12 protein-coding genes are annotated in these 13,926 nt (G+C 70.7%); 4 read left to right on the forward strand and 8 right to left on the reverse strand.

Going from position 1 to position 13,926, the window contains the following annotated elements:
- Positions 1-84 precede the first annotated feature (84 nt).
- Together VT85_RS15340 and VT85_RS15345 are read left to right on the forward strand one after the other, a co-directional pair.
- On the forward strand, positions 85-1,581 hold the full coding sequence (locus tag VT85_RS15340; RefSeq protein ID WP_197490749.1) for an ABC transporter substrate-binding protein/permease: 1,497 nt from the start codon (positions 85-87) through the stop codon (positions 1,579-1,581).
- Positions 1,578-2,324: an amino acid ABC transporter ATP-binding protein gene (locus tag VT85_RS15345; RefSeq protein WP_068416932.1), complete on the forward strand. Its 747-nt coding sequence runs from the start codon at positions 1,578-1,580 to the stop codon at positions 2,322-2,324. The genes VT85_RS15340 and VT85_RS15345 overlap by 4 nt, the downstream gene beginning before the upstream one ends.
- Positions 2,325-2,343: 19 nt before the next feature.
- Here the strand turns inward: VT85_RS15345 and VT85_RS15350 are convergent, their stop codons facing one another.
- The 6 genes from VT85_RS15350 to VT85_RS15375 form a co-directional block, all read right to left on the reverse strand.
- On the reverse strand, positions 2,344-2,715 hold the full coding sequence (locus tag VT85_RS15350) for a hypothetical protein (RefSeq protein ID WP_068416935.1): 372 nt from the start codon (positions 2,713-2,715) through the stop codon (positions 2,344-2,346).
- Positions 2,716-3,300: 585 nt separating this feature from the next.
- The gene (locus VT85_RS15355; protein WP_068416938.1) at positions 3,301-4,677 is read right to left on the reverse strand and encodes a PFL family protein; all 1,377 of its coding nucleotides are present in this window, start codon (positions 4,675-4,677) and stop codon (positions 3,301-3,303) included.
- Positions 4,664-5,263, reverse strand: a complete 600-nt coding sequence (locus tag VT85_RS15360; protein WP_197490751.1) for a glycine cleavage system protein R — start codon at positions 5,261-5,263, stop codon at positions 4,664-4,666. Before VT85_RS15360 ends, VT85_RS15355 begins: the two co-directional genes overlap by 14 nt.
- 20 nt (positions 5,264-5,283) lie before the next feature.
- Positions 5,284-5,736: a DUF423 domain-containing protein gene (locus tag VT85_RS15365; protein WP_082858627.1), complete on the reverse strand. Its 453-nt coding sequence runs from the start codon at positions 5,734-5,736 to the stop codon at positions 5,284-5,286.
- Between the two features lie 57 nt (positions 5,737-5,793).
- On the reverse strand, positions 5,794-7,188 hold the full coding sequence (locus VT85_RS15370) for a bifunctional folylpolyglutamate synthase/dihydrofolate synthase (RefSeq protein WP_068416945.1): 1,395 nt from the start codon (positions 7,186-7,188) through the stop codon (positions 5,794-5,796).
- 83 nt (positions 7,189-7,271) lie between these two features.
- Positions 7,272-7,661 carry a response regulator transcription factor gene (locus VT85_RS15375; protein ID WP_197490759.1) on the reverse strand — a complete coding sequence of 130 codons (390 nt, stop codon included), beginning with the start codon at positions 7,659-7,661 and terminating at the stop codon, positions 7,272-7,274.
- Positions 7,662-8,524: 863 nt separating this feature from the next.
- Here VT85_RS15375 and thiS point away from each other — a divergent pair.
- Positions 8,525-9,559 carry a sulfur carrier protein ThiS gene (thiS, locus tag VT85_RS15380; RefSeq protein WP_409999948.1) on the forward strand — a complete coding sequence of 345 codons (1,035 nt, stop codon included), beginning with the start codon at positions 8,525-8,527 and terminating at the stop codon, positions 9,557-9,559.
- Positions 9,560-9,619: 60 nt separating this feature from the next.
- Complete coding sequence (locus VT85_RS15385; protein WP_068416948.1) at positions 9,620-11,602, forward strand: ATP-dependent DNA helicase; 1,983 nt, start codon at positions 9,620-9,622, stop codon at positions 11,600-11,602.
- 37 nt (positions 11,603-11,639) lie between these two features.
- On the opposite strand, the gene VT85_RS15390 is transcribed toward VT85_RS15385, so the two are convergent.
- Together VT85_RS15390 and VT85_RS15395 are read right to left on the reverse strand one after the other, a co-directional pair.
- Positions 11,640-12,524 (reverse strand): sensor histidine kinase, encoded by an 885-nt coding sequence (locus VT85_RS15390; RefSeq protein ID WP_197490761.1) that lies wholly within the window; start codon positions 12,522-12,524, stop codon positions 11,640-11,642.
- 182 nt (positions 12,525-12,706) lie between these two features.
- On the reverse strand, positions 12,707-13,837 hold the full coding sequence (locus VT85_RS15395) for a dienelactone hydrolase family protein (RefSeq protein ID WP_197490765.1): 1,131 nt from the start codon (positions 13,835-13,837) through the stop codon (positions 12,707-12,709).
- Between the last annotated feature and the right edge of the window lie 89 nt (positions 13,838-13,926).

The following is a 13,926-nucleotide window of genomic DNA, read 5'->3' on the forward strand; positions in this document are numbered from 1 at the left end:
TCCGAAGACCCCGACCCTGATCGAACATCCCCCCCGACGCCCCGGCGGCCCTCCCGCCGCTCCCGCGCGGCGTCTCTCCTGGTCGTGAGCCTGCTCACGATCGCCCTCCCGTCCGCCTTCGAATCGTCCGCCCGAGCCGACGCGCTCGGCGAGGTTCGCGCGCGCAAGGTCCTGCGCTACGGCAGCGACATGGAAGGGGGCGGTCCCTACGCCTTCCCCGACCCCGCCTCGCCTCGATCGGTCGCGGGCTTCGAAGTCGAGATGATGGAGCTGCTGGCCCGCGACCTGGGCGCGACGGCCGAGTTCTCGCAAGGGCCCTGGGACAAGCTCCTCTCCGTCCTCGACGCCGGCCGGTTCGACGTCGTGGTCAACGGTTATGAATGGACCGACGTCCGCTCGCGAGACTACCTGGCGACCCGGCCCTACTACATCTATCAACTCCAGCTCATGGGACCCCGAGGGAGCCCGATCCGCTCGTGGGGCGAGTTGCGGTCGAAGTCCGCCCCCGAGGGTCGGCGATGGCGGGTGGGGGTCCTGGTCGGTTCCGCGGCCGACGTCTTCGCGGAGGAGCAGGCCGGCGACGCGATCGAGGTCGTCCGGTTCGACGGCGCCACCGACGCCATGCTCGCGACCCAGAACGGCCAGTACGACTTCACCCTTCAGGACGTGCCCGCGGCGCTCTTCTACAAGGACCGCTTCCCCGGCCTTGAAGCCCTCGGCCCCCCCGTTTCGCACGGTTACTACGTCCTCTACACCCGGAAGTCCGACGTCGCCCTGCGCGACGCCCTGGACCAGGGGGTCGGCCGATTGGCCGCCTCCGGCGAGCTGCGCCGGATCTTCGAGAAATACGGGATCTGGAACGACCTCCAGGGGGAGCTGGCCGATTTCGCGGGACCGCTCGAACCCGCCTCGGGCCAGTTCTCGGCGAGGGGGTGGGAGCTGCTGGCGAGGTATCGGGGCCGACTCCTCGACGCGGCCAGGGTGACCCTGTTCCTGTCGTTCGGGTCGATGCCGCTGGCCATGATGATCGGCCTGGCGGTGGCGCTCGGGCGGATGTACGGGCCGGGCTGGCTCCGGGGCCTGCTGGCGGCCTACGTCGAGCTGATCCGGGGCACGCCGCTGATGCTCCAGCTTTACGTCCTGTTCTTCGTGCTGAAGCTCCCCCCGTGGGTGGCGGGGATCGCCGGGCTCGCCCTGAACTATTCGGCGTACGAGGCCGAGATCTACCGAGCCGGGCTCCAGGCGGTCCCTCGCGGGCAGATGGAGGCGGCGATGGCGCTGGGGATGTCGCGGTGGACGGCGCTGCGGCGGGTGGTGATCCCGCAGGCGGTCCGGATCGTGATCCCGCCGGTCTCCAACGACTTCATCGCCCTGTTCAAGGACACCTCCGTCTGCTCGGTGATCACCCTCGTCGAGTTGACGAAGCAGTATTCGATCCTGGCCAACAGCACGGGCGGCGTGGTCGAGTTCGCGGCGGCGACGGCCGCGATCTACCTGGCGATGAGCTTGCCGCTTTCCTGGTTCTCGCGATGGTCCGAGCGGCGTCTGGGCGCCGAAGGCGTGAAGGGGGGGATCGCATGATCGAGGTTGCGGGACTGGTCAAGCGGCATGGCGCGGTCGAGGTGCTGCGCGGCGTGGACCTCGGCGTGGCGAAGGGGGAGGTGGCGTGCCTCATCGGCCCGTCCGGGAGCGGCAAGAGCACGTTCCTGCGCTGCCTCAACGGCCTGGAGCGATTCCAGGGGGGGCGGGTGGACATCGACGACCTGGAGCTGAACGCCGGCCAGACTCCGGCCGAGCACGCGCGGCAGGCGCGTCGGGTCTGCCGCCGGGTGGGGATGGTCTTCCAGTCCTTCAACCTGTTCGCCCATCAAAACGTGCTGCAGAACGTGATCGAGGCGCCGATCCACGTGTTGGGCCTTCGCCGCGACGAGGCGGCGGAGCGGGCGCGGAAGCTCCTGGACCGCGTCGGCCTGGGGGATCGTCTGGACGCCCGGCCGAGGGAGCTGTCGGGGGGCCAGCAGCAGCGGGTGGCGATCGCCCGGGCGCTGGCGATGGAGCCCCAGGTGATGCTGTTCGACGAGCCCACGAGCGCCCTGGACCCCCGGATGACGGGCGAGGTGCTCGCCGTCATGACCGACCTGGCCCGGGACGGCCTGACGATGATCGTGGTGACCCACGCGATGGGGTTCGCCCGCAAGGTCGCGAGCGTGGTCCACGTCTTCGGCGAGGGCCGCGTGGTCGAGTCCGGGCCGCCGGCCCAGGTGTTCGAGGCCCCCGCGCACGAGGCGACCCGGAGCCTCCTCGCGGAAGCCCGGGCCGCTTGATTCGAGGGACTTCGGCTCGTCAGCGGGGCAGGGGGGCGGGGACGTAATCCGACCGCGTGACCGGCTGCGACTGGATGATGACCGGGGCCGACCGGCCCGGCACGATGTACTGGATGTCGCCGCGGGCGCGAGGCCGGGCGTTGGGATCGGCCTCGTTCGGCGTCCGAACCGCGGCCTTGTCCTCGCTCCGGTTCAGCGCGTCGGCGAGCGCCTCCCAGCGGCGGATGCCCGCCTCGATGCGTCCCAGGCGGGCCTTGAGCTGCGCCGATTCCTCGCGAAGGACCTTGAGCTGCTCCTCGGCTTCCTTGCGGTTCCGCTCCACGAACGACCGAGCCCGCGCGTCCGGGTCGTCGATCGAGGCGCGGGGCCTCGCGGCCGGCTCGTCCAGCACGGTCGAGGCGGGGGCCAGGTCGCGGGCGGGGGGGAGCGGATTGGAGGCCGGCTCATCAACCAGGGCGGGGGCCGGGGAAGGTGCGGGCGCGGGCGTCGGGTCCGGCGGGAGGCCGATCTTGAGCGAGGGCTCGTCGGGCGCGGGGGGAAGTTCCTTGAGGGGCTCGGGCTCGGTGGGGGCCGGCGCGGCGTCGGGCAGGGCGGGCGGGTCCTGAGGCTTCGGCTCGGGGGTCGGCGGCGGGGCCGGCGCCGGGAGCGGGTCCTCGAGGGCGGCGATGGCGGGGCCTCGGGGAGCCCCGGCGCGAGGGGGTCGTCCTGCAGGTCGGAGGTCGCGATCGACGAGGTCGTCGCGAGCGCCATGAAGCCGATCACTCCGAGTACGCCCAGGCCGCGAGCGATGCGCGTCGGCGTCACCATGACATCCTTCCTCCTTGATGCGATGCGATCCGGCGTCCGTGCCGGGCTGTTCGTCCAGCCCGAGGTTGATCGGCCGGGAGTCTAGCCCGAGTGGGGCCGCTTGCCAAGGGGAAGTCGGCGGACGGCGGACGCGACGCCGGGCGGGGCCGCCGCGTCCGCACGTCGGGCGTCAGTTGCGGAGGCTGGACAGCGGCGCGGGGATGCGTCCGCCGTGGCGGACGAACTCGGCGGAGCCGCCGGCGGCGTGGATGGGGAGGATGTCCATCTCGCCGAAGAGGCCGCCGAACACGGCCCGGTCGCCGGCCTTCTTGCCCGGGACCGGGATCACCCGGACGGCCGTCGTCTTGTGGTTGATCACGCCGATGGCGACCTCGTCGGCGATCAGGGCCGAGAGGGTCTCGGCGTCGGTGTCGCCGGGGACGGCGATCATGTCCAGGCCGACGGAGCAGACGGCCGTCATCGCCTCGAGCTTCGCGAGGGTCAGGTCGCCGACCTCCACGGCGCGGGCGAGGGCGGAATCCTCGCTGACGGCCACGAACGCGCCGGAGAGCCCGCCGACGCTGGAGCTGGCGAAGCTCCCGCCTTTCTTCACCGCGTCGTTCAGCAAGGCCAGGGCGGCGGTCGAGCCCGGCCCGCCCAGCCGCGACACGCCCATCGCCTGGAGGATCTCGCCGACGCTGTCGCCGATCTGGGGCGTCGGGGCCAGCGAGAGGTCGACGATGCCGAAGGCGACGCCCAGCCGGGCGGCGACCTCGCGGCCGATCAGCTCGCCCACCCGGGTCACCCGGAAGGCCGTGCTCTTGATCTCCTCGGCGATGTCGCCCAGGGTCGGCTTGACGGGCGAATGCGCGACGAGGTCCTCGACGGCCGCCTTGACCACCCCCGGCCCGCTCACGCCGATGTTGATCACGCAGTCGGTCTCGCCCGCGCCGTGGAAGGCGCCGGCCATGAAGGGGTTGTCGTTGGGGGCGTTGCCGAAGATCACGAGCTTGGCGCAGCCGAAGCCGTCGTGGTCCCGGGTCCGCTCGGCGGTCTCCTTCAGGACGTGCCCCAATGCGGCGATCGCGTCCATGTTGATCCCGGCCGCCGTGGTCCCGACGTTCACCGACGAGCAGACCCGCTGGGTCGTCGAGAGGACCTCCGGGAGCGCGGCGATCAGCCGGCGCTCGCTGTCGGTCCAGCCCTTCTGCACCAGCGCGGTGAAGCCGCCGACGAGGTCCACCTCGACCTCGGCCGCCACGGCGTCGAGCGTCCGGGCCACGGCCAGGAGGCCCTCGGACTTCTGGCCGGCGGCGACCCGGCCGATCGGGCTGACGGCGATCCGACGGTTCACGATCGGGATGCCGTAGCGGGCCTCCACCTCGCGGCAGACGACCCGGAGCCGACCGGCGTAGTGGATCAGGCGGGCCCGGATGCGGTCGCACAGGACCGCGACGTCGGGCGAGGCGCAGGGGGCCAGGTCGATGCCCATCGTCACCGTCCGCACGTCCAGCTTATGCTGGCGGATCATGCTGAGCGTGGCCAGGACGTCTTCAGTGCGATGCAAGGGAGTCTCCTTGGCTGCGAAGCGCGGCGGCGAGGCGGACGGGGCTGGGCTCGGTGGTGGCGGCGAAGATGTCCTCGTGCTGGACGAAGGCCTCCAGCTTGTGGGCGCGGCCGTAGCGCTCCAGCTCCGACCGGATCGCGGCCGGCGTCAGGTCGTGGGGGATCAGGGCCTCCATCACCAGCGAGAACCGGGGGCCGTCGACCCGCGCGTGGAGGTCGACGATGTTCGCCCCGTGGGCCGCCAGCGAGCCGGCGATGCTGTGGACGATCCCCGGGCTGTCGTCGCCCAGAACCGTGAGGATGAACCGCTCGCCGCCCGCCGCCTGGGGCTCGGCGAGGCCGTCCTTGATCTCGGTGACCTGGACTTGCAGGTCGAACCGCTTGCCCCGCTCGTGGATCGCCTCGACGATCTGCTCGCGGGTGCGGGGCGTGGGGAAATCCGCCTCGAGGATGATGGTGAAGTATCCCCGCATGACCGTCTGGCTCAGCTCCAGGACGTTGCCGCCGAGGTCGAGCAAGGCCCCCGTCACCGAGTAGACGATGCCGACTCGGTCGGCCGCGGTGACGGATATCATGTAGCTGCTCATGGCCGGATTTGAATCGCCTTTCATCGAGATGAGTTGATGGACGCGGACGCGACGGGCTCGCGGTCGGACGAGACCTGGACGGGGGCGGGGCGCGCGCCGGCCGGACCGGCCGCGACGGCCAGGGCCGCCCAGCCGACGAGGATCAGGACGCCGCCGATGGGCGTGATCGCCCCGAGCCACCGCTGCCCCGAGACGCCCAGGGCGTACAGCGTGCCCGAGAAGATCATCGAGCCGACCAGGAAGGCCCAGCCCGCGACCGACAGGGCGGGCCCCGACCGGCCGGAGAGCTGGAGCAGCCCCACGGTGACCAGGGCGAGGGCCATGTACATGTGATACTGGGCCCCGGTCTGGAAGTTGGCGAGCTGGCCCGTCGCCTCCAGCCGCTCCTTGAGGCCGTGGGCGCCGAAGGCCCCCGTCGCGACCGCCAGGAAGCCCCAGACGGCGCCGATCCTCAGCCAGAATCCCTCAGTCATCGTTTCCGTTCCTCCAGGCTTTCGCAGGCCGTCGATCGGCCGTCCGATCGGTCGTGGTCATCTCGCGGTCGGGCCGATGACGGGGGCCGGCGCGCGGCCCAGGACGACGGCCCTCGCCTCGGCGGCGAGGAACAGCGAGCCGGTCACGCAGATCAGGCCGTCGGGGCCGGTCAGGCCGCGGGCGGCGGCCAGGGCCTCGGCGGGATCCTGGGCCACGATCATGGGGAGGCCGTCGATCGCCTCGGCCGTCGCCGCGACCTCCTCGGCCGGGACGGCCCTCGGATTGTGGACGTATCGGGTGGCGATCCGGTTCGTGAAAAGCGGCAGCAAGGCCCGGAGCTGACCCCCCAGGTCCTTGTCGCGGGTGGTGCCGAACACCAGGGTGCGCGGGCAGGGGGGGAAGTGGGCCCGGAGCGTCTCGGCCAGGGCGATCGCCGACGCCTCGTTGTGGGCGCCGTCGACGACGAGCCAGGGGGACGACTCCATCACCTCCACCCGCGCCGGCCAGGCGAGCCCCGCGAACCCCCGGGCGACGGCCTCGCGGTCGACGGCCAGGCTCGGGTCGGCGTCGGCCAGGGCGTCGAGCCCGGCGATCGCCACGGCCATGTTGTGGGCCTGGTGGGGGCCGAGGAGCGGCACGTCGAGCACGCCCCAGTCGTTGCGCCAGGTCCGCACGGCCGCGCGGCCGGGGGTCGGCCGGTCGATCGGCGGGACGGGCCCGATCGCCTCGCAATGGAAGTCGACCTCGATCTCGCGGAGCGGGGCGCGGCGGGCCTTCGCGACCCGTCGGATCGCGTCGCGGGATTCGGCCTCCTGGACGCCGCTCACGGCGGGGGTCGCCCGCTTGATGATGCCCGCCTTCTCGATCGCGATCGCCCCCAGGGTGTCGCCGAGCTGCCGGGTGTGGTCCAGGGCGATGCTGGTCACCATCGCGACCAGGGGACGGACCACGTTGGTCGAATCCAGCCGCCCCCCCATGCCGACCTCCAGCACGACGGCCCCGGCTCGACGGCGGGCGAAATGCAGCAGGGCCATCGCCGTGGTGATCTCGAAGAACGTCGCTCCGAACCGCCGCGAGCCCGACTCGTCGGCCTCCATCGCCTCGACCGCCTCGCGGACCTCGTGGACCAGCGCGACCAGCTCGTCGGTGGCGATCGCCCGACCGTCGACCTGGTAGCGCTCCTCCAGCCGCTCCAGATGGGGCGAGATGTAGAGGCCGGTGCGGACGCCCGAGGCCGTGAGCGCGGCGGCCATCATGGCGGCCGTCGACCCCTTCCCCTTGGTCCCCGCGACGTGGACGATCCGAAGCCCGCGATGGGGGTCGCCCAGCCGCTTAAGGAGCCGGCGCATGCGGCCCAGTCGGAGGTCGGCGAGCGTCTTGGGCATCCCCTCGCGCTCGTAGTCGAGCCGACTGAAGAGATAGCCGAGGGCGTCCTGGTAGGCGTCGAGCATGGCGGATCCGAATGAGGTCGAGTTCGACTCTTCCAGGGCCGGGAGCCGCCTTGGACCGGCGTCGAGGGGGCCGAGGCGAGCGGCTAGGTGGAGGCCGAATCCAGGAGGGTCTGGACCTTCGACCCCAGGTCGGCCAGCGAGAGGTCCTTCGTCCAGTAGGCGGCGACACCCAGGGCGAAGCCTTCGAGGCGGGTGTCGGCGTCGCGCTGGTGGGTCAGCATGACGACTTTCAGGCCGATGGCCTCCCGGGCGTCCCGGATCTGCTCCAGGACCTCCAGGCCGTTGAGGACCGGCATCCAGTGGTCGAGCAGCAGCAGGTCGGGATGGTGCGTCCTCACCATCGAGGTCGCCTCCGCGCCGTCGGCCGCCTCCCAGACGACGTAGCCGCAACGTCGCAGGTATTCGGCGTACAGGGCCCGGAGGTCGGGCTCGTCCTCGGCCAGTACGATGATCGCGCCCACGGCGTTCCCCACCGATCTCCAGGATTCGTGACCGGGCCGTCGTCCGGCCGCTGCCGACGATTACCCACAGCATAACCTCCCGGCCGTCAGATCCGCCACGCCCGAAAACTTTCCCAGGCCGGCTCGGCCCGGCCCGGTCGTCACCCCGTCGCAGCACGCCCCCCGACCCGCCGGCGACGGAGCGAACCCGAAATTGGCTTCGATTTCGGCGAGGCGAATCCAGGTGATTGCGTCATAACTTCAATTGGGAAAATTCTTTAAGATCGGTTTTGGGCTGCGAGGATTGGGTTCGATCGGCGCGAAACGTAGGGATGTTTGGGCACCGGCGGCACCCGTCCGACCCGTGGCCGCTGATCCGACTGAACGGCTTCGAAATTGGCTTCGTTCGTCCTGGCTCATGAACCAAGCCAATCGTCGTAAGATACTAACAGATTGAGTTTTGTGATCGCAATCCGGCGGATCGCGATTGGGTTCGTTCGGCGGAAATCAATGGCGATGCGGCGTGGAACCTCGTTCCGTGCTGGGCCGCGGCAGGGGTGACGGTGGAGGGCGACGACCACCGAATCCGGATTGCCAAGGAGCGAGGGGCGCGGAGCGTCCCGTAACTTGAGGATGCGGCCTGATGCGCGATCGGGGAGCGGACCGCTCGGAGAAATCGGCGCCGGGGGGAAGCGGGGGAGGGCGTGAACGCTTGACCCTCGAACGAGTTCGCCGATACGATGGGGCGGTCCGGGACCGAGGCCGGGAGTCCCCGGCGGGCCGGGCGTTTTCAGGACACCATATTAGGGAGCGAACCGCTGGCGCGCGGGAGGCTTGAGAGCCGGAATTCTCAGGGTTTCATCGGCGGGAAGGCGGGTCGCCAGGCGGTGGAATCGATCGTGGAGATCACGCTCAACGGTCAGAAGCGCGACGTGCCGGACGCCTTGACGGTCGCCCGACTGCTCGGCCTGCTGGAACTGAAGCCCGAACACGTCGCGGTCGAGCGGAATCGCGACCTCGTGACCCGTTCGCGGCACGAGGAGACTGAGATCGACCCGGGCGACGAGATCGAGATCGTCACCCTGGTCGGCGGCGGAGCGCCGGATGAGGGCTCGCCGGCCCCGGCCCCCCTGACCATCGGATCGCACACCGTGCGAAGCCGTCTGTTCGTGGGGACCGGCAAGTACACGACCCTGGAACTGATGCGCGAGTGCCTGGAGGCTAGCGGGGCCGACGTGGTCACGGTGGCCGTCCGTCGCGAGCGGCTGTTCGACCGCGAGGGCCGCAACCTGCTGGACTTCGTCGACCCGGCCCGGTTCACGATCCTCCCGAACACGGCGGGCTGCTACAACGCCGAGGATTCGCTCCGCACCGCCCGCCTGGGCCGCGAGCTGCTCCAGGGCCTGGGCAACCCCGGGGCCGACTGGGTGAAGCTGGAGGTCCTGGCCGACCCCCGGACGCTCCTCCCCGACCCGGTCGCGACCCTCGAATCGACGAAGGTGCTCGTGGCCGAAGGGTTCCAGGTCCTCTGTTACACCAGCGACGACCCGATCATGGCCCGTCGGCTCAAGGAGGCCGGGGCGGCGGCGGTCATGCCGGCGGGGAGCCCGATCGGCAGCGGCCAGGGGGTCCTCAACCCCAACAACATCCGGATCATCCTGGAAGACCTGAAGGCCGACGACCCGTCGTACCCGGTGATCATCGACGCCGGCGTGGGGACGGCCAGCGACGTCGCGTTGGCGATGGAACTGGGCTGCGACGGCGTGCTGCTGAACACCGGCATCGCCGGCGCGACCGACCCGCTGCGGATGGCCCACGCCATGCGGCTGGCCGTCGAGGCCGGTCGGCTCGCCGCCGGGGCCGGGCGGATCCCCAGGAAGCTGTACGCCACCGCATCGAGCCCGACCCAGGGAATGCTCGGGCGCAATTGAGCCTTGACCGAGCCGGCGCCCGTCGGGCCGCTCCACCCCCTACCACGGACGACGCGACGCATGCCATTGGACCCCGCCTCGATCCTCGGGCCCGATGGCGCGGTCGCCCGCCGGCTCTCCCGCTATGAAGTGCGAGACGAGCAGCTTCGCATGGCCGACGCCGTCGCGCGCGCCATCGAGGGGGGGGGCCACCTGATGGTCGAGGCCGGGACGGGGGTCGGCAAGAGCTTCGCCTACCTCGTGCCGGCGATCCTCGCGGCGGTCGAGATGAAGAAGAAGGTCGTCGTCTCGACCCACACGATCGCGCTCCAGGAGCAGTTGCTCCGCAAGGACATCCCGTTCCTGCGCTCGGTCATGCCCCAGGAGTTCTCGGCCGTCCTGGTCAAGGGGCGGGGGAATTACATCAGCCTGCGACGGATGGACGTGGCGGCGTCGCGCGCGGGGTCGACTTTCCACCGGCCCGAGGAGTTCGACCAGCTCGCCGAGATGCGGGTCTGGGCGGGCCAGACGCCGGACGGGACGCGGTCGGACCTGGATTTCAAGCCGCTCCCCTCGGTCTGGGACGCCGTGCAGAGCGAGAACGGGAACTGCCTGGGCCGCCAGTGCCCGCGCCAGAAGGAGTGCTTCTACTTCCAGGCCCGGCGGCGGATCTGGACGGCCAACATCCTGATCGTCAACCACGCCCTGTTCGTCAGCGACCTGGCGATGCGGGCCTCGGGCTATGGGCTGCTCCCGGATTACGACGTGGCGATCTTCGACGAGGCGCACACGCTGGAGGCGGTGGCGGGGGAGCACCTGGGGATTCAGGTCTCGAACGTCGGCGTCGATTACACGCTCTCTCGGCTCTACAACGAGCGGACCAAGAAGGGGTCGCTGGCGTTTTACGGCCTGTCGGACGCCGTCGCCCAGGTCCGACAGGCCCGGACGGCGGCCGACGACTTCTTCGAGTCCGTGGCCCAGTGGCATGGGAGGCAGTCGACCCCCACGGCGCGGGTGCGGAATCCCCTGGAGGTTTCGACGGCGCTGGTGGAGGAGCTTCGCAAGCTGTCGACGGCCATCGACCGGGGTGCCGAGACGATCGAGTCGGCCGAGCATCACATCGAGCTGTCCGCCGCCGGCGAACGCTGCGACGCCCTGGCGGACCAGGTCCAGAGCTGGGTCAAGCAGGGGATCGAGCAGCAGGTGTACTGGGTCGAGTCCGAGGCCGGCCCCCGCCGCCGGGTGCGGCTGGCGTCCGCCCCGCTGGACGTCGGGCCGACGCTGCGGCGGACCCTGTTCGAGCAGACGCCGACCTGCATCCTGACCTCGGCGACGCTCTGCGTGGGCTCGCCGCCGAAGTTCGAGTTCCTCAAGGCCCGGCTCGGGCTGACGCGGGCCGAGACCCTGGCGCTGGGGAGCCCGTTCGACTACCCGAACCAGGTCAAGATCCACCTGGCGCGGAACCTCCCCGACCCGTCCTCGCAGCCCCAGGACTTCGAGCGCGACGTGATCGGCGCGATCGCGCACTACCTGGAACGGACCCAGGGGAAGGCGTTCGTCCTGTTCACCTCGTACAAGATGCTGGAGGCCGCGGCGCGGGCGCTGACGCCCTGGCTGGCCGAGCGGAACATCGCCCTGTTCGCCCAGAGCGACGGCCTGCCTCGATCGAAGATGGTGGAGGCGTTCAAGAGCGACGTGAACAGCGTCATCTTCGGGGCGGACAGCTTCTGGCAGGGGGTCGACGTGCCGGGCGAGAGCCTCTCGAACGTCATCATCGTCCGGCTGCCGTTCTCGGTCCCCACCCACCCGCTGCTGGAGGCCCGGCTGGAGGACATCCGCCGCCGGGGCGGGAACCCGTTCGTCGAGTACCAGATCCCGGAGGCCGTCATCAAGCTGAAGCAGGGGTTCGGCCGCCTGATCCGCACCCGGACCGACCGGGGCATCGTGGCGATCCTCGATCCCCGCGTCCTGACCAAGCCGTACGGCAAGACCTTCCTCAACTCGCTCCCCGACTGTCCCCGGATCGTCGACAAGGACGACTTCGCGAGGCCCTCCGCCCGCTGATCCGTCGCCCGGCCCGATCCGATCCGATCGGGGGGGGTCAGGCGGCGCCGGCCTGGGTCGAGGCGTCGAGATCGGAGGGGGGGGGGCAAGCGGGGAGGAGCAGGGTGAAGGTGGAGCCCTGGCCCCTTCGGCTCTCGGCCCGGATCCGGCCGTGGTGGGCCTCGACGATGTCCCGGCAGACGGCGAGCCCGAGGCCCGTCCCGCCCAGGCCGGCGGCGTCGGGGCCGGTCTTCGTGGAGAAGAAGGGCTCGAAGATGCTCCTGAGGTGCTCGGGGGCGATCCCCACCCCCTGATCGGCGACGCTCAGCTCGACCATCCGGCCGGAGGGGTCGACCGCCAGGCGGAGCCGCAGGACGCCCCCTTCGGGCATGGCCTGGCGGGCGTTGATCAGCAGGTTGATCAGGACCTGCTGGATCTGGATCGCGTTGACCCTGGCGAAGGGACGACTGGCGATCTGGAGGTCGAGCCGAGCCCGGTTGCGGGTCAGATCCTTGCCGACCAGTCGGAGGACGTCCTCGACCAACCGGCCGAGGTCGACCGGCTCGCGATGATTCGGGTCGCGTCCCGGCCGGGAGAGTCCGAGCATGCTGCCGGTGATCGTCGTGGCGCGCTGGGCGCCTTCGAGGATCCGCTTCAGCGCCCGCTCGCGGTAATCGGGGTCGGGGTTGCGGAGGCCGAGCTTGGCGTAGTTGAGGATCGGGGTCAGGGCGTTGTTCAGCTCGTGGAAGACGCCGCCGGCGAGGATCCCCAGGCTGCTGATCCGTTGCAGCGCCGTGACCTGTCGGCGAAGGGCCTCGACCTGATCCAGGGTCGAAGTCGACTGGTCGGTCTCGGTCTCGGTCTCGGGCGAGAGCCTGGGCTCGGGCGAGATCGAGAGGGGTTCGACGTGTCGTTCGGCGTGGGATTTGATCATGCGCGACATGGCCCCGGCGACCTCCTGACCTGGGTTGGCGACCACTTTTCGTATCGGCTCGAAACGGCGTCGAAATCAGTTTGTCGACGGCTCGGATTCGATCGGACGAAGGGGCGGTGGGACCAGGGAGGATAGGGGGCGCAGGGCCGTATCTCAGGGTCGCGGCGGCTCGGAAACGGGGGTCGGCCGGGTCACTTGAGCTGGGCCGTTTCGCCCTCCTGGGAGCGGGGGGGATCGGTGGCCTTGACCGGCCATTCCCAGGGGATGAGGCGGATTCCGTTGGACAGGATGACGCGGGGGACGGCGTCGAGGTGGTCGGCCATGAGGGGCGGGAGGACCTTGCGGCCGTCGCTCCAGTAGCCCAGGTTCGTGAACGCCTCGGAGTCGGCGGCGGCCTCGTCGAGGGTCCGTCCGGCGTAAGCGGCCTCGAGGGTCTGGTCGGCGACCCGCCAGAACCCGGCGCGGTCCAGCGCGTTGACCTCTCCCATGCTCAACTGGAGGTTGCGGAGGATCCCCTCGCCGTTGTCGAGCTTCGGATTGGCCCCGGAAGGGGCGGTGTGCTCGGCGATCAGCGGAGGGAAGCCGTGGCGATCCGACCGGAACAGCAGGTATCGCTTCCGCGAGCGCGGGACCGACGTGGCCTGGGCGAAGATCTGACGGCCTCGCAGGTCGCCGACGAGGACGTCCTCCTCTCCCACCGCGACGACGAGGAGCGTGGAGGCGGGGATCTCGGAGAGCAACGGCTCGCGGGTGGGGAGGACCTCGCCCGGGAAGAACGCCAGGGTCGCCTTCACCTCGGGGAGCCCGTGGCGAGGGTTGGCCGAGAGGGCCGCCAGCTGCGCCGCGAGGTTCCCGCCGGCCGAATGGCCGATGAGCGCGAACTTGCCCGGCTCGGGCCGGACGTGCCCGCGACCTCCTTCGAGGACCACGAGGGCGTCCCGCACCGCGTGCAGGGCGTTGGGGAGGAAGTCGCGGGGGAGGGTTCCCACGTTGTTTTGATAGCGAGGGAAGACGACCGTCGAGCCGTTGCGGACCAGATGATCGATCCAGGCGCCATAGATGGCGGGATTCACCGAGAACCAGCCGTGGAGGAACACCACCACCGGCGCGCGCTCGGGCTTGGGGTCGGCGGGCTCATAGAGCAGGTAAGAGCGGGGTCCGGTGCCCATCTCATGTCGAGCCACGCGGCCGTGGGGCGGCGGCGACTCCTCGGCCTTCCCCCTGGTCGGCCGCGAATTCGGCTCCCCGGCGATCGCGTCGGGGTGGATGTTCAGGATGAGCGCCAACGCGCTCGCGGCGACGATTCGCAACGTGTGGTTCATGGCCATCCCTGGCATTCACGCCGGACTTCCCGTCCGGCAAGGCCGTTCCATCCCGGTCGAACGACGGGATAGTTTGCCTATCTTGCGCG

It is taken from the genome of Planctomyces sp. SH-PL62 (genome assembly GCF_001610895.1).
Lineage (GTDB): Bacteria > Planctomycetota > Planctomycetia > Isosphaerales > Isosphaeraceae > Paludisphaera.